Genomic DNA, 14539 nt, shown 5'->3' with positions numbered 1-14539 from the left:
TGAAGATTACCCAGGACGTGCGCGACTTCGCGGCGAAGCAGGGCATCGGCGAGGATGAGGCCCTCAGCAAGGGCATGCAAACCAAGGCCGTCGAGTTCGTGAAGAGTGGTGCGGAGATCTACAAAAAGGTGTAAGCCGCGGGCCTTGCAAGCCGCGCTGGCGGCTGCAAGGCCCCTCTTGTCCGGTGTTTTTTCTTGCTGTTGTTTTCTTCTGTGGGGGCGAATTCATTCGCCCCCACAGACAGCCCCCGACGCCCTGCCCCATGCCAGCTTCAAGCCGGTGTAGCATCCCCTTTCACTCCTGCCCTGGACGCCCTCGATGAACCTGGAAAAAGTCATTTTCGGCTTCTTCATCGTCTTCGCCGCCACCCTGAACTTCGGCTTTTTCATCGGCGAGCTCGACAACCCGGTTCACCACGACCTCTACGAGCTGTTCGCCGCAATCGTGGTCAATCTGATCGCTACGGTGCTGAAGTTCGGCGACCGCACGCAGATTGGCGCAGTCCACCTGGCAACCAGCCTGGTTGCCGACCTGCAGTTGCTGGCTGCTGCCATGGTCTGGGGCTATGCCACCCACGTGGCGGGTACCGGCATCACCGCCGCCAGCATGTCGAGCATCGTCTCCCTGTCCGGCGGCGCGCTGTTCGCCAACGTGGTGTCGGTGATCATCCTCATCGCTGAAACGATCATGCAGCGGCGCTGATCCGGTGGACAACGCGCCCACCAGCACGATCTTCCTCGTCCTGCGCCGCCTGCGCGCGCCGCTGCTCACCCTGATCGTCATCTTCGCGGTGTCGGTCCTCGGACTGACGCTGGTTCCCGGCCCACCGGACGCCAGCGGCATGCCGCAGCGGATGAGCTTCTTCCACGCCACCTATTTCCTCAGCTACACCGCCACAACGATCGGCTTCGGGGAAATCCCCTATGCCTTCTCGGAGCAGCAACGGCTGTGGGTGACCATCTGCATCTACCTGTCGGTCATCGGCTGGGCCTACACCCTCGGCACCGTGTTCGCGATGCTGCAGGACAAGAACTTCCTCAACGCCCTGGCGGTGCAGCGCTTCGCGCGCCAGGTGCGGCGCCTGCGCGAAGCCTTCTTCCTGGTCTGCGGCTACGGAGAAACCGGCCACCTGATCTGCCAGGCTCTCGACGAGATGGGCTACCGGGCGGTCGTCATCGACAAGGACGAAGGCAAGATCGCCGACCTGGAACTGCAGAGCTACTCCGCCGACATGCCGGCCCTGTGCGCCGACGCCAGCGTGCCGGATACGCTGGTCTTCGCCGGCCTCACCAAACCCCAGTGCCGCGGCGTCATCGCGCTCACCGACCACGACCCGACCAACCTGGCAATCGCCATCGCCGCCCGCCTGCTGGCCCCGTCCATCCCGGCCCTGTGCCGCGCCGAACACGCCGACACCGCAGCCAATATGGCGTCCTTCGGCACCCGCCACATCATCAACCCCTTCGAGAAGTTCGGCGAGTACATGGCCCTGGCGCTGCGCTCGCCGTCCGCCTACCACCTGCTGCTGTGGCTGACCGGCCTGCCCGGCACCACGGTGACGCGCCACCGGGAGCCGCCACGGGGTAAGTGGGTGCTGTGCGGTTACGGCAGTTTCGGCAAGGTCATGGCGACCACCCTCGAGAAGGCCGACCTGCCGCTGACGATCATCGACAAGAAGGTCTTCGTCGATCCGCCGCGCATCGGCGTGAAGGGCGACGGCGCCTGCGGCGACGCCCTGGGCAACGCCGGCATCGGCAACGCCGTCGGCATCGTGGCGGCCACCGGCAACGACATCGACAACCTGTCCATCGTCGTTACGGCCCGCACGATGAATCCGAAGCTGTTCACGGTGCTACGCCAGAACCAGGTTGCCAACCGGACCCTGTTCAACGCCGTGGAGTCGGACTTCGCCGTGGTGCCCAGCGAGATCATCGCCCACGAGTGCCTCGCCACGCTGACCACCCCCCTGCTGGCCGTCTTCCTCGATGCCGTCAGGCAGGCCGACGATGGCTGGGCCAGATCCGTGCTGGAGCGGCTCACCGACAAACTGGGGTGGACGGTTCCCGCCGTTTGGAGCGTGCAATTGAGCGCCTCCCAGGCTCCCGCCCTGCATCGCCTGCTGATGCTCGGCGACGCCGTGCCAAGCCTTGCGGCGATTCTCAGGGCACCTCTCACCGACCGGCCTGAGTTGGGCTGCATTCCACTGCTGCTGGTACGGCATGGACACGCCCCGCAGCTGCTACCCGACCTCGATCAGCCCCTGCAAGCGGGCGATCATCTGCTGTTCGCCGGACGGGAGAGCGCACGCAAGGAACTCGGCCTGACGCTGTTCAACGAGCACAGCCTGCGCTTCGTACTGACCGGGCGGGACAGCCCCGGTGGACTCGTCTGGGAATGGCTTGCCGGACGACGCCCCCCGGATGCCGGAGAGACACGCTAAAATGCCCGCCATTAGCACAACAGCATGTCCTGCATGAACTGCGTACCGATTCTTCCCTCGACCTTGTCCCGCGCCTGCTTCGCCGTGGCCCTGATCGTCATCTTCATCATGGCGATGATCCCGCTGCCCGAAGTACTAAACGCCTTTTCCTTCCAGGACAAACTCGAGCACAGCGCAGCCTTTCTCGTCCTGATGCTGCTGGGCTGGAGCGGCTGGCCCAACCGCCCGTGGCCGGTCGCCGCCAGCCTGCTGCTGTACGGCGTGCTCATCGAGCTGGCCCAGCACTTCTTTACGCTCAACCGGGTTGGCGATCCCTGGGACGTGGTCGCCGATTCCAGCGGACTGCTCATCGGCGGATGGTTGATCCGTCTGTATGGCCGCCGCGACGCCCTCTCGGCCTGAGCCCACCGGCAGGCCCCCCATGTCTCCCCCATCCCGAACGCCGCAGGTCCAGCCCTATGCAGAGGTTCCAGCCTATGTCACCAAGGACGGCTCGGAGATTCGGGAACTGATGCACCCCGCCGTACACGGCAACCGCGCCCAAAGCCTTGCCGAAGCGAGGGTTCCAGCCGGCACGCGGACGCTGCTGCACCGCCATCAGCAGACCGAGGAGCTCTACCACATCACCGTCGGCACCGGCCTGATGACCCTTGGCAACCATCGTTTTACGGTGGCCGCCGGCGACACGATCTGCATCCCACCCGGCACGCCCCACCGCATCGAGGCCGCCGGCAACGGGCCACTGCACATCCTGTGCTGCTGTGCTCCACCCTACTCCCACGACGACACCGAAATCCTCGAGGGCTGAAGGCCTCGCCTATTCCGCCACACCCGCAGACTTGAACAGATCGATGGTCGTGTTTTCGGTCAAGGTCTGCATCGCGTCAGCACAATCGATCTGCGTCGTCTTGCCTGCCGGAAGTTGCACGAAGATCGAAGTGTCACCCTTGAGATCCTCGATGATTTCGTACCGGTACGCGCCCCGTTCAAACGTCACGCGCGCGCCGTGGGCCAGCAGGCCGAACCTGAAATGGCCGCGCGGGTGCGTCAAGCGGCCGGGAAACCGGAACACCGTCCTCGACGGCCAGCCGGCCCGGTACTGGAGATAGCCTTCCCGCTCCCCGAGGCTCCTGGACGCACATAGCGAGTAGTACTTCGTCCCCGCACGACAGGACCAGACGGCATGTTCGCCCGCGCGACACAGGTTTGCGACCTCCGCGGCAACACCTCCGCTCCACGCGGCCGCCGCAGCCCCCAACAAGAAGAACACCATGCGCATGGTGAAACGTGCTCCAGGAATCGGGAACGCAGCGCCCCGCTCCCCGGCATCTTAGCAATCTCCAGCCTCACGGCAGCACCGTCCGGAACCACCTGACCCTGCCCCGGATGCCTGCGCCACCACGGGGCAGCCCGGATCGCCTTCCGTACAGGCATTTGCAAACCGAAGGGTGCGGTCTATAAAACATGGGCATTCCCCATATTGCATGTCCCCCCGGCAACGCTGAGGCCCATCAAGCCCTCCCGGCCACGCAACAACAGCCCCCTACGGAGAATGAGCATGCTGACCGCCGATACACTGAAGCGAGTGTTTCCCCTCTGCCCCGATCCCGACGCCTGGGCCAAGGCGCTCGCTCCCGCCCTGGACAGATATGAGATCAACACGCGTGACCGCATCTGCAGCTTCCTCGCCCAGACCGGCCACGAGTCGGGACAGTTCCGGACCCTCGTGGAATCGCTGAACTACAGCGCAGCACGGTTGACGAAAGTCTGGCCGAAGCGCTTCCCGACCCTCGCTGCCGCTACGCCCTATGCGCAAAACGAGCAGAAGCTGGGCAGCTTCGTCTACGCCAATCGGCTGGGCAATGGCGACGCAAGCAGCGGCGACGGCTTCCGCTATCGCGGCCGAGGTCTCATTCAGCTCACCGGCAAGAGCAACTACGCGGCGGCCGGCAAGGCCATCGGCGTCGATCTGGTCAGCCATCCGGAATATCTCCAGCAGCCGCCCTACGCCGCACTCAGCGCCGCCTGGTTCTGGCAAAGCCATGGGCTCAACGCTCTGGCCGACGACAAGACGGATGACGACGACCTGGAGGATTTCCGGGAAATCACCCGTCGCATCAATGGCGGGCTCGTCGGCGTCCAGGAACGCTTCGCGCTCTACAAGCAGATCGAAAGCGTACTGTAGCGTGCAGCCAAACCGTCGGCCGCACCGCCAGAAGCCGGCGGGACAAGCTCAGCAAGCTGATTGAATAGGTCTGGAGCCATCCCGATCGACGCCATCCAGTACCGCAGGACGCGCGCCACACCTCCTTGGATCGACCCACGCCGGCAGTCGGAAAGTTGTGCGGGAGCTGTCTATAGTGAGCTTGTAAGCCTTGTGGACCACGCTGGCGCCCGCCTCCCCGCAAGGCGTCCCGAACCCGCTTCCCGAGGGGTACATCATGGCCGCGTCAGACTTGGGCTTCCTGCGTATCAAGGTCATCGCACTTGCAGTCGTCGACAAACACCGCGCGCATCGCTTTTACAGCGAAACGCTGGGCCTGGAACCGGCCTACGAAGGCCAGCAAAAGGTCGGCTATTTCCTCGGAACGACAATCCTGATGCTCAAATCCGGCTGGTATGCCACCCCCACGGATCAGCCTAACCCCCGAATCACCATCGCCACCGTTCACGCACCGGACACTGCTGCAGCTTTGGCAGCCCGTGGCGTCCTCATTGCGGATCCGGTTCAGACTTATGACGACGGATTCAATGTAGGCAGTTTCCTCGACAGCGAAGGCAACAAGCTGTGGTTCTGCTCCCCAGCGTTGCCTGGCGAAGAAGTTCCGCCCGCGTAACTTGACGCGCAGAAGCGACCTGAATCCCATCCCAGGAGAACATCGCCGGCCGCCGCCCTGGCCCACCTGACGCAACCATCCACCAAGCATACGACGTCTCGAAAAAGGCACGGCCTCGGCGAGAGTTCGGACAGATGAATCTTGTCCGCGTGAACGCAAAAACGCCGACCACAAGGATCGGCGTTTTTACTTGGTATTTCTTGGTGGCCAGTCGCGGAATCGAACCACGGACACGCGGATTTTCAAGGCATAAATAGCCTTAATCCGCTGCGCAGCTACACGCAACAGGTCTTAAAATTAAGCACTTGGTCGCACTGGACCGCAGTCAAGCGCAGACGTTTTCCGTTGGCTCGGGCAGAAAAACAGCAGAAACCAGCGGTGGCAAGAGTATGCCACGACGCCCGAGCGCAATGCAAACCGGGAACAAGATAGAGCGCGCTAATGAGCACTCCCGGTTTGACATGGCCGTCCTTCCACCAGGTGAGATACGTCGCTCGCGCTCGCCACATAAAAAAGAGCCTCCAGGGAGGCTCTCGATCGATCATGCTCTTTCAGGCTACTAGAAGCCGTCGCGCCGGCGGGCGTGCCAGGCGTGATTCGCTGCCCCTGGCCTTGACGGCGAGTCCGTCGCCTTCACCATCGGCGTACCTCAGACAAATCGATGATGTCCGAGCGCAAGGGTACGTCCGGAGACCGGACATCGCGCGACCATACCTTCACCTCCCGCATGCCCTTTTCCTTCTGTCGGGCACGGTAGGCGCGCTGACGGTCAGCAGCCGATGCGTGCTTGGCCAGCCTACCCCGCCGCGCGGGAGAAGCTTCGTCTGAACGGCAGGGAGTTGGGCTTGCTGTCTTCGTGGAATCGTTCATTTTCGTTACTCCATGAGGTGGCTGGAGTGAACGTATAGGCGGTGGGCCAGACGATGACGCCCATGTCTTCATGAAGACCAGCCCCCCAAGGCGCCCGTTGCCACCTACTCGCCGCTTGGCCGCAGAAGTAGCCGATTTTTGCTGGCCATCCCACAGCGTTTCGTCACACCCTGACGCCAGACAAGTCACGCCGTGATGAAATTCGACGCGGGTGCTTTCGTCAGTCCGTGACGAAACACACTTCAGAAAATTACATTTACATATTCACAAACCTGGAATTTCGTCACGCCGTCGTATCAGCCAAGACGTCGGGCGTCACCCGTGACGAAAAGCGCCCTTCAAAAACGCCAAGACGTCGACTGCCGGACGTCAGCTCCGTCGCCCACCCAAGACTGCGGCCGGCCACCGTACATCAAGCCGCGACACCTCCGCGAACTCCATCCCCGTGTCAATGCAGCCCCGCATCTGCGTGAGACCGTCACTTGAGGACTCACCCGCCCTGTCCTTACACCGCAGGTGAGATCCGATAGCGCACTTGGCGGCATTCATCACCCGTTTTTGCACCTATACACCTGCGTCATCACTTACAGGCACACCTTATGGCGCACGCACGCACATCGAACGACAGCACTGGCATTACTCCCACGCCCTCACGCGACGCACAGCAACTCGCCAAGTTGCTCGACAAAGCCACCCTCTGCGAACGCCTGAACATCTCGCCCAGGACAATCGAAAACATGGTGAAGGACGGCTCCTTCCCGCCCCCGGTGCGGGTCGGGAAGTACGTCTACTGGAGCGAGGTTGCAATCCAAACTTGGCAGCGCCGGCTCTTCGCAGCCCAAGAAGCCTGGACAGGTCATTGATGTCGGCCCAGACTCGTAACTGCTATCCCTACCTGTAGCTGAACTGATCGGACAACCGGCGTCCTGGTTTGCCTCCCAAACGCGAGACGGCAATTAGCTGCAATTTTTGCGCACTGGCAAGCCGGCTCTACCGACGCGTTCCAGATACTTAGTGATAGCGAAAGCAGTCGGAATTGGTTAAGTGGCAGCTGAGCACGTGATCTTCAGCAACTCGGCACGGACCTTCTCAGCGTCAGCAAACGAGCCGATGCCGTTGAAATCCCGCGTCAGGAGGTCCAGCGAAATGTGACCCCGAGTGGGTGAGTTGGTCCAGTAGTAGCCCTCCAGCCGCTTATCGCCGGAAGTGAGCTGAAGATCACCGTAGCCGATAGTGATCTTGTCCTCGGCATCCTGCATCCGCCGCATCTCAAAGACGTACTGCAGCTGAGCTATCGAACTCCGCGGGTCCACCACCATGATTTCCAGCGTGGATCTGGCTGGCAGGCTGGGCGTGTAAGACTGGATGGTCAAGAAGAAATAGGTTTGCTGGACCACGAACGCGATCGGGATAGCCGGCAGCGGATCAGCCCCCTCGGACGGCTTGAACTCTGACTTCAGCTCGCCCCACCACAGTCCATGAACCATGCGCCTGCCCATGAGGAAGGCGAGCTTTGGATACTTCCACTGTAGCTTCGACAGCACCCAGATCAGCAGCGGCGGCACGGCCAGCGCCGTGGTGATGCTTTGCCAGATGACCTTCAACGGATGCTGCTGCAGTTCCGTGAGACGGAAGGAAACTATGAGGGCGGCCACCACCGCCACAACATAGCCGCAGTACTTGAGCAGCCGCAGCAGGTCGGCGTAGGTCAGGCTAACAGGCAACATCAGAGAATTTCGCTCCAAGTCAGTCGTCCGGCTTCATAGACGGAAGCCGCGCGTTCGTGGGTTAGAAGCCCGATTGACGTGATGCCGGCCACCTGCGATGCCAGGAGTGCCGTCATGTGCCTAGCGCCGCTGGCACGCGGTGCGGCGGCTGACACGGCGGGCAGTGGTGGCGCGATGAACTGGCAGAGGTGGGTAAGTGACCCCGAGCCGGCGTGCACGAAGTGGAAACCGTCGTGCCAGGGAGAAGACAGGCGCGCCGTTCTGACAAACACATCGCAGATCAGCTCGAGCCCTTGTACTGGCAGGTCGAAACGCTCATCACCCACGACTTCAAGCTGAAGATGAGGCAGCGCCATCAGCGACTCGTAAAACACGATGCCCAGCCCAGCGAAGTCACTGGGGAGTTTAGGGGCAGTGTGACGCAGCAGGTGAAGGGCACTGAATGCTTGAAGAGTATGCAAAGGATCAACCTCTACGCAGGCGCTAGCCTGAAAACCTACCGACCATAGATGTAGCCTATGACTACTAGTTGAAGATTGCCTAGTAGGTTTCGCCTGAGTTTTTTGGGTATTGTACCTTTTATGCTGGTGGGCTCTTGAAAAGGCTAAACCGACCACCATCTCCTTACATGCCGAACCCTCTGTAGGCTTTAGCCCATTAGCCGGCTTAAAGGCGGAATGGGTGGGTCGGCGCCTGCAGGCGGCGCGTCTGGACACGCGTCGTACCGTCCATCACATGCCCGACTGCCAATGCTGAACCTGAGCGCCCTTTTCTACACCGAAGTCGAATCTGAACCCTGCCTTTTCGGCAATCTCAGTCTGCGCGACGAAGATCGCAAGGACATCGCTGAGGCCAAGAATGAAGTCCGTATGGCGTTGCGGGACGGCATTCCTCGCATCTACGCGGCGGAAGGCCACCCAGGCAAAGTCCCGCAACCGCGTTTCTTCACGCAGGGGTCCTGGGCTTACAAGACGCTGAACGCTCCCGCGCAGCGCCCCCAGCAGGCCGATGTGGACGACGGGTGCTATCTACCGCTGAGCTTCTTGAACCAGACTGACAGTCCCAGCGTCGCGGCGGAGGTCTTCTTCGGCGTGGCGGAGAGGGCCTTGGCTGACCTTGTGGAGGAGAGAGGTTGGGAGCTCTCCGGGAAGCCCACCTGCATCCGGGTGGAGATCAGCGATCTCGCGCACATCGATATCCCCCTGTACGCGATCCCGGACAACGAGTTCGAGACCCTCGTCAAGGCAGAGAACGTCAGGCGCGCGGCCCTCAAGGGCATCCGCAACTTCGCTGAAGCAGCGACGGACAGCTGGGAAGAACTGCCCAAGACGAAGGTGCTGTTGGCGCACCGCGAAGAAGGCTGGATGCACTCCGACCCCCGCCCAGTAAAAGAGTGGTTTGTCGATCAAGTCGAGACCAAGGGCGTGCAGCTTCGCCGCGTTGTGCGCTATATCAAGGCCTATCGTGACTGGACCTGGAAATCTGGCGGTCCCAGCTCGATCCTGCTAATGGCGGCAGCGGCACCGCTGTTCGTGAAGCAGGATCGTCGTGATGACCAGGCGTTGTTGGATGTCGTGAAACAGTTGCCGGCGGCACTTCGCGAGGGCGTAGACAATCCGGTCAACCCGAAGGAATCGTTGACCGACCGGCTCCGAGCCTCGAGCGACGACGTGGACATGGTCGAGCAGGCAGCACTCCAGTTCGAGGATATGGGCCGCAGACTGCAGGCGGCCATGGATGCCGGCAACGCAGCGCAGGCGTGCGCCTGGATGCAGAGCTTGTTTGGGCCGCGCTTCCCTGCCCATCCCGACCGCGTCAAGGTCGGTGCCGCAGCTTCCGCTGTGGCCGCCACCATCGCCTCTTCCCCGGCGATCGCCGGCCCGTCCGAACTAGTCGGGCGGACACGTGCTGGATGAAATTCGCGAAGGTCGCGATCCCTGACCTGACTGCCGCGCTTCATCAACGCGGCTTTTCCTACTTGAGGCGCGACGGGCTCGGCTGGATGAGATTCGCAGGCGAGCTGCGGCTGAAGGCGAAGAACTACCCGTGTGAGATAGCTGTATCGCCGGGGCTCGATGAATTTCCCCGTGTTTGGCTGACGCCGGTTCCGTCGGGGCGTCCTGAACTGCAGCCACACCTCAGCGCGAATGGGTACCTGTGCTATCTGGCGCTGGGCTCGGTGATTTTCGATTTCTTTGACCCGATCCGCCAGACGATGGCCTGCCTTGACCGTGCAGAACAAGTATTGGAAGACATCCTGGCCGGCAAAATGGTCGAGGACCTAGCGGAGGAGTTTCCCATCACATGGAGCCGCGACTGGTGTCTGCTGGACGTCGATAGGCGCCGGTCCGGCAGTCTGGGCGCCTACACGTTCGACGGGAAAACGAGCATCGTTACGGACGACAAGGCTCGTACCCACGCAAAGCTAGAAGCCATCGGCCTTGGATTGCCCAAGCTCGAGTTGCCTGCGTTTCGCGTGTATACCAAGGCAAGACCGATGCCGCTGCAGGAAGGTTGGCCGCCAAGGACCGTCCAGGCCTTCCTGAAGTGGCAGAACACGCTGGACCCGAGGTGCGGCAAGAAGGTCGAGCAGCGCCTCATGGAAATGTTTCGGGTGAAGGTGCCCCGGGTGCTGGTCCTGATCGATTCGCCACAGGTTAAGTATGGCATCAAGGTGGCCCTCAAGCGCGATCCCGCCGGAACGGGCAACAAGCCGTCGCTGCGCGAGCTCCTCTACCGCCTGCCGCTCCACCGAATCTCCGTGTGCCGCATCGACGACCCGTACCTTGCTGAGCGCAACCTCCCCGGCTCAAAGACTCTCGCGGGGCTCAAGGTTGGGCTGGTTGGGTGCGGGACCATTGGCGGCTATCTCGCAGAGATGCTCGCGAAAGCAGGCGCGGGCACGGTCGGTGGGAAGCTGACGTTGGTTGACATGGGCTCGCTTGAGCCTGGCAACCTTGGACGCCATCGCCTCGGTTTCAGCGCGCTGATCAAGAAGAAGGCGGAGGCCATGTGCGATGAGCTCAGGCGTGTGGCGCCGGGCATCGATGCTGTGGCTGTCGTGGGGGATGTCAAAGCTGTGAACTTGGGTCCGCTGGACCTGCTGATCGACGCCACGGGAGAACAGGGCCTGACCGATTGGCTCACCTGGAAGTACGCGGACAAGGTACCGTTCTTGTCGGCTTGGGTAGAAGGCTCTGGCTTTGCCGTCCGTGCCTTACTGAAGGCCAAGCCAGAGTACGCCTGCGCGCGCTGCGTGTCACAGCCGCCCCTGAGGGACCAGTATCGCGTGTTCGACGTGCCGCCGGAGGTCATCATGAAGGGTCATGGCTGCGAAGGCCTGTACGTCCCTTTCCCTGCTTCCGCGTCCGTACAGGCGGCTGCTCTCGCGATGGAGATGGTGCAGGCCTGGCTGGATGGCTCCGACTCACCCAGCTTCAGAACGCGCGTGCTCGATCAATCTCACGAGGTCCGCTTCAAGGATTGTTCACCCCAAAGGTACGAAGGATGCCCCGCATGCGCCATGTGAGCGACTGGACGCTGCCAGACGGCAGCGTCCTGCTGAACTTCTCCGACAGCGTTCGCGGCGTGTTCGAGAGGAACGTCCAGACGGGCGACCTCCCTGAGAGCGGCGGCGTGCTACTGGGGACCGTCCACGAGCGCGGCCTGCTGGTTACTCTGGCCACCACGCCCACGCGTCTGGACCGCCAGCTCCGCTATCTCTTCGAACGGTTGCCGTTCGGGCACCGCGCAGTAGCAAGGCGACTCTGGCTCTCCACCGGAGGCACGACACGTTACATTGGTGAGTGGCATACGCACCCGCAAGACATTCCTACACCCTCAGCCATCGACCTGGATGAGTGGCGAAAATTGGCCAAGGCACGCGCCGACAAGCGCCCGCTGCTGGCGGTTATCGTGGGGCGGCACACCCTGCACGTGGAGTTAACGCACGGCAACGGCAACCGACAACTGCTCGGGCCTTACTAAAGGCCGTCGGATCAACGTCGGCGCTTCATGCTCAATCTCGTGTATGTCGGCTGTGCGGGGGCTGGGACCTTATGCTGAACATCGCAGATGGTGACGGGCACACGGCGCGCGGCATAGACTTGGCCATTCACTCGGATAATGCAGTCCATGTGGTGCGTGCCGAAGTACTGTGCGTGCTCTTCTGCCTGCAGCAACTGCATCCCAATTCGGCGATGACCGAGGTCACTGGTGGAGTCTGCGTCCAGCCCCTTGTTGCGCACCGTCCATTCGATGGTGGCGAATTGCGGGACGATGTGAGGGTTGGCGATCGTGAAGACTAGCGTGCTGCCCTTGGCGACGCCAGCGACTTGATTGCGATGATTAGTCACAAGACGACGCTGCTCACCACTCCCCGTGTAGACCGCGATATCGATGTCCGGTAACTGCATCAAGGCCCGTGAGGTCCGCTCGTCCACCAGCTCAACTTCATCCACGTTCGGTAGCGGCATCAGAAAGGAAAACGCCTCGGACCAGATCAGTGCCGCAGCACCCTCGTCGGCAGCGTCGGCCGCACGCTCAGCGACGTCCAGCAGCGTGTCTAGCCGCGGGATAAAGGCGACCCAAGCCTCATCGCTCATTCGATTGAGATTCTCTTCTTCCTTGGTTGTTGGGTTCTGGACACGACGGTCCCGGTTCAGCCGGCCATGAATTTCTCTGATGATGGCGATCAGGGCGTCGTCATCGGGAAGACCCAGAAGACGGGCGAACCAGGTGTCGGAGTACGCCTTGGTGGCCAGGACAGTGAGGAAGATCGAGGACGGACGCGAATCGGGGATGTCGTCGAACGACACTGCAGCCCATGCCTTCAGGTAACGGATTAACCTGCGAACTTGCTCACGCTCACCGCCGGTGAGGGCATCCCGGAACCACTTGTAGAAGGCCTTGGGGTCGCTGGCTTCCCAGCCTTTCGTCAGGCAAGCCAGCCGTCGTTTGTCTGTGTCCGTATTGAGATGGTAAACCGGCGTGTCGATGTGGAACTGATGCTGGTAGGACGTCCGCGAGCAGCGCTCCTTAGGGGGCTCCGCTACGGAGCGAATCTCAGCGCACTGGCTACGGTAGCCGATGAGTGCCTGCTGCACCCAGCAGCGTAGCTGGTCAGCCGTGGGCTCAATGTCCTCGCCCTTACCCCACTCAAAGTAGACGCCAAGGTCGACGTCGTACTCTTCGCCCGAGTGGACGGGCTTGATCAGCGTGCCGTACTTGTAGGAGCCCTGAAGCCACGTGGAAATCGAGTAGCCGTGCTTGGCCTTGAGCGAGACCTTTAGGTGCTCGGCCAGGTCGTTCCAGCTGGCTTGCAAGAACTCGCGCTGCTGCGTCGTTGGGCTGACTCGACTGATCAGGGTCTGGTCACCTGCGCCGTTGAACAGCGAGCTGGCGTGACCCACTTCAGCCTCCCCGTACTAAGGTCAACTGGGGTTCGTGCTCGAGGAACGGCGCCAACTTCGTAGTGAGTATGTCGCTGGCCGCTTTCTTGCCCAGGGCCAACAGCGTTCGCCGTGCCGCCTCTGTGGCTACGTCCAGGCCGAGATCCTTGGCCTGCTCGTTGGACGGTAGCGCGTCGAGGCGGAAGTACCGATCCTTAAGCTTGTGCTGCATCAGCTGGTCCACCAACTGCTGCTGCGATGAGATCGTGACGGAGAAGAGGCGGTTGTCATCCATCCAGCCTTGGATGCCCAGCTCGCGGCCAGACTCGAAGGACAGAGAGTACATGTTGGTCGTCGTGCCGACACTGAGGATCCGAACGGCATCGCTGGGGACGCTGAAGAAGTGTTCGGCCTCGTGAAGCGCCAATAGATCCGGCGCGTTGGCATACAAGCCGCCATCGGCGTAGCGGTGGCCGTCGAGCTCAGCCAGCTCGAAGAACGTCGGGGCGGCCGAGGTTGCCAGGGCCACGTCCACCGCTCGATACTTCCAGTCGCGCGTCCACTCGGCCTTGTGCCGGGTCTTGAAGACCTGCGGCCGGCCGCTGGTCACATTTACTGCCGGGATGCCGACGGCGTGTTTGGCGTCGTTTAGGGTGGCCTCCTCGGGGATCAGGCTTGTGATCACGTCACGCAGGGCCTCTGAACGGTAGCGCGGTCTGCTCCAGTGCTTTGCGATGTCCCAGCCTTTGCCGACGCGCGTTGTAGGCTTTTCGCGCGGGGGGAAGATCCTCTCACCAGACGCCTCGAAGGCCTGTACCACCTTCTGCATGGGGACTTCGAACGCCACGGCCAGCGCGATGATCCCTCCGATCGAGGTGCCATAAGACAGGTCAAACCGACGGCCAATGGGCTCGCCGATATGATCTTCCATCTCCTGCAGTGCGCGTGCCGTGAACAGGCCTCGATAGCCTCCGCCGGTCAATGCCAAAGCTTGAAAGGGCCGCTCTTTGGTCCACGACATACTTTCTCTCCTTACCTGGGTTTTAGAGGTAAGGATACCAATCAACAGTGTATGTGCTCGATCATCTGGCAGTCCTAGTTTCGACGCTGTAAAGCTGGCTCGATAGCGGACAGCTCTGCCCCCAGTGCATACGGCCGCCTTGGCCGACGTCCAGGCACTGATTCGGCGGACTCCTCTTCGGCCGTGGACTAAACCGCTCTCGCGGTAGCCCTTCGATCCCGCGAGGTGGTCGCGGATAGAGGGGCGCGGTTTCC

15 protein-coding genes and 1 tRNA gene are annotated in these 14539 nt (G+C 61.9%); 10 read left to right on the top strand and 6 right to left on the bottom strand.

What is annotated here, in order from left to right; all coding sequences use genetic code 11:
* The first annotated feature begins 318 nt into the window (after positions 1 to 318).
* Genes B4920_RS25240 through B4920_RS25225 form a run of 4 tightly spaced genes read left to right on the top strand, consistent with a single transcriptional unit; the run spans position 319 to position 3248 of the window.
* Positions 319 to 702 (top strand): DUF6394 family protein, encoded by a 384-nt coding sequence (locus B4920_RS25240; RefSeq protein WP_079437514.1) that lies wholly within the window; start codon positions 319 to 321, stop codon positions 700 to 702.
* A gap of 4 nt (positions 703 to 706) precedes the next feature.
* A complete protein-coding gene (locus B4920_RS25235) occupies positions 707 to 2440 on the top strand; it encodes a potassium channel protein (RefSeq protein ID WP_079437513.1) in 1734 nt (577 codons plus the stop codon).
* Between the two features lie 24 nt (positions 2441 to 2464).
* Positions 2465 to 2842 carry a VanZ family protein gene (locus B4920_RS25230; RefSeq protein ID WP_254051054.1) on the top strand — a complete coding sequence of 126 codons (378 nt, stop codon included), beginning with the start codon at positions 2465 to 2467 and terminating at the stop codon, positions 2840 to 2842.
* Between the two features lie 19 nt (positions 2843 to 2861).
* Entirely contained in the window at positions 2862 to 3248 is a 387-nt protein-coding gene (locus tag B4920_RS25225; protein ID WP_079437512.1) for a cupin domain-containing protein, read from the top strand.
* Positions 3249 to 3257: 9 nt separating this feature from the next.
* On the opposite strand, the gene B4920_RS25220 is transcribed toward B4920_RS25225, so the two are convergent.
* On the bottom strand, positions 3258 to 3719 hold the full coding sequence (locus B4920_RS25220) for a hypothetical protein (protein ID WP_079437511.1): 462 nt from the start codon (positions 3717 to 3719) through the stop codon (positions 3258 to 3260).
* Positions 3720 to 3998: 279 nt separating this feature from the next.
* On the opposite strand from B4920_RS25220, the gene B4920_RS25215 reads away from it, so the two are divergent.
* The gene (locus B4920_RS25215) at positions 3999 to 4625 is read left to right on the top strand and encodes a glycoside hydrolase family 19 protein (RefSeq protein ID WP_079437510.1); all 627 of its coding nucleotides are present in this window, start codon (positions 3999 to 4001) and stop codon (positions 4623 to 4625) included.
* 256 nt (positions 4626 to 4881) lie between these two features.
* Positions 4882 to 5277: a VOC family protein gene (locus B4920_RS25210; protein ID WP_079437509.1), complete on the top strand. Its 396-nt coding sequence runs from the start codon at positions 4882 to 4884 to the stop codon at positions 5275 to 5277.
* 201 nt (positions 5278 to 5478) lie between these two features.
* Here B4920_RS25210 and B4920_RS29380 read toward each other — a convergent pair.
* Positions 5479 to 5568, bottom strand: a tRNA-OTHER gene (locus B4920_RS29380).
* Positions 5569 to 6746: 1178 nt separating this feature from the next.
* On the opposite strand from B4920_RS29380, the gene B4920_RS25205 reads away from it, so the two are divergent.
* The gene (locus tag B4920_RS25205; protein ID WP_139379625.1) at positions 6747 to 7010 is read left to right on the top strand and encodes an AlpA family transcriptional regulator; all 264 of its coding nucleotides are present in this window, start codon (positions 6747 to 6749) and stop codon (positions 7008 to 7010) included.
* Positions 7011 to 7187: 177 nt separating this feature from the next.
* On the opposite strand, the gene B4920_RS25200 is transcribed toward B4920_RS25205, so the two are convergent.
* Together B4920_RS25200 and B4920_RS28500 are read right to left on the bottom strand one after the other, a co-directional pair.
* Positions 7188 to 7874, bottom strand: a complete 687-nt coding sequence (locus B4920_RS25200; RefSeq protein ID WP_079437508.1) for a hypothetical protein — start codon at positions 7872 to 7874, stop codon at positions 7188 to 7190.
* Positions 7874 to 8230 carry a hypothetical protein gene (locus B4920_RS28500; protein WP_216820023.1) on the bottom strand — a complete coding sequence of 119 codons (357 nt, stop codon included), beginning with the start codon at positions 8228 to 8230 and terminating at the stop codon, positions 7874 to 7876. Before B4920_RS28500 ends, B4920_RS25200 begins: the two co-directional genes overlap by 1 nt.
* A gap of 393 nt (positions 8231 to 8623) precedes the next feature.
* Here B4920_RS28500 and B4920_RS25190 point away from each other — a divergent pair, with 393 nt between their 5' ends.
* The 3 genes from B4920_RS25190 to B4920_RS25180 are packed head-to-tail and all read left to right on the top strand — an operon-like array spanning position 8624 to position 11861.
* On the top strand, positions 8624 to 9790 hold the full coding sequence (locus B4920_RS25190) for a cyclic GMP-AMP synthase DncV-like nucleotidyltransferase (protein WP_079437506.1): 1167 nt from the start codon (positions 8624 to 8626) through the stop codon (positions 9788 to 9790).
* Positions 9787 to 11403 (top strand): ThiF family adenylyltransferase, encoded by a 1617-nt coding sequence (locus tag B4920_RS25185; protein WP_079437505.1) that lies wholly within the window; start codon positions 9787 to 9789, stop codon positions 11401 to 11403. The genes B4920_RS25190 and B4920_RS25185 overlap by 4 nt, the downstream gene beginning before the upstream one ends.
* The gene (locus B4920_RS25180) at positions 11391 to 11861 is read left to right on the top strand and encodes a Mov34/MPN/PAD-1 family protein (protein ID WP_079437504.1); all 471 of its coding nucleotides are present in this window, start codon (positions 11391 to 11393) and stop codon (positions 11859 to 11861) included. The genes B4920_RS25185 and B4920_RS25180 overlap by 13 nt, the downstream gene beginning before the upstream one ends.
* 11 nt (positions 11862 to 11872) lie before the next feature.
* On the opposite strand, the gene B4920_RS25175 is transcribed toward B4920_RS25180, so the two are convergent.
* Positions 11873 to 13285 (bottom strand): cyclic GMP-AMP synthase DncV-like nucleotidyltransferase, encoded by a 1413-nt coding sequence (locus B4920_RS25175; protein WP_079437503.1) that lies wholly within the window; start codon positions 13283 to 13285, stop codon positions 11873 to 11875.
* Between the two features lies 1 nt (position 13286).
* Positions 13287 to 14285, bottom strand: a complete 999-nt coding sequence (locus tag B4920_RS25170) for a CBASS cGAMP-activated phospholipase (RefSeq protein WP_079437502.1) — start codon at positions 14283 to 14285, stop codon at positions 13287 to 13289.
* Positions 14286 to 14539: the final 254 nt, after the last annotated feature.

The organism is Zoogloea sp. LCSB751, from assembly GCF_002028455.1.
GTDB lineage: Bacteria > Pseudomonadota > Gammaproteobacteria > Burkholderiales > Rhodocyclaceae > Zoogloea.
Note: the sequence above shows the minus strand (reverse complement) of the source record. Positions and strands in the feature narration are given on the sequence as shown.

Excerpts from the sequence above, each read along its gene's own strand:
- B4920_RS25240 (WP_079437514.1), top strand. The coding sequence starts at position 319 with ATGAACCTGGAAAAAGTCATTTTCGGCTTCTTCATCGTCTTCGCCGCC.
- B4920_RS25230 (WP_254051054.1), top strand. The coding sequence starts at position 2,465 with ATGTCCTGCATGAACTGCGTACCGATTCTTCCCTCGACCTTGTCCCGC.
- B4920_RS25225 (WP_079437512.1), top strand. The coding sequence starts at position 2,862 with ATGTCTCCCCCATCCCGAACGCCGCAGGTCCAGCCCTATGCAGAGGTT.
- B4920_RS25220 (WP_079437511.1), bottom strand. The coding sequence starts at position 3,719 with ATGCGCATGGTGTTCTTCTTGTTGGGGGCTGCGGCGGCCGCGTGGAGC.
- B4920_RS25215 (WP_079437510.1), top strand. The coding sequence starts at position 3,999 with ATGCTGACCGCCGATACACTGAAGCGAGTGTTTCCCCTCTGCCCCGAT.
- B4920_RS25210 (WP_079437509.1), top strand. The coding sequence starts at position 4,882 with ATGGCCGCGTCAGACTTGGGCTTCCTGCGTATCAAGGTCATCGCACTT.
- B4920_RS25205 (WP_139379625.1), top strand. The coding sequence starts at position 6,747 with ATGGCGCACGCACGCACATCGAACGACAGCACTGGCATTACTCCCACG.
- B4920_RS25200 (WP_079437508.1), bottom strand. The coding sequence starts at position 7,874 with ATGTTGCCTGTTAGCCTGACCTACGCCGACCTGCTGCGGCTGCTCAAG.
- B4920_RS28500 (WP_216820023.1), bottom strand. The coding sequence starts at position 8,230 with ATGGCGCTGCCTCATCTTCAGCTTGAAGTCGTGGGTGATGAGCGTTTC.
- B4920_RS25190 (WP_079437506.1), top strand. The coding sequence starts at position 8,624 with ATGCTGAACCTGAGCGCCCTTTTCTACACCGAAGTCGAATCTGAACCC.
- B4920_RS25185 (WP_079437505.1), top strand. The coding sequence starts at position 9,787 with ATGAAATTCGCGAAGGTCGCGATCCCTGACCTGACTGCCGCGCTTCAT.
- B4920_RS25180 (WP_079437504.1), top strand. The coding sequence starts at position 11,391 with ATGCGCCATGTGAGCGACTGGACGCTGCCAGACGGCAGCGTCCTGCTG.
- B4920_RS25170 (WP_079437502.1), bottom strand. The coding sequence starts at position 14,285 with ATGTCGTGGACCAAAGAGCGGCCCTTTCAAGCTTTGGCATTGACCGGC.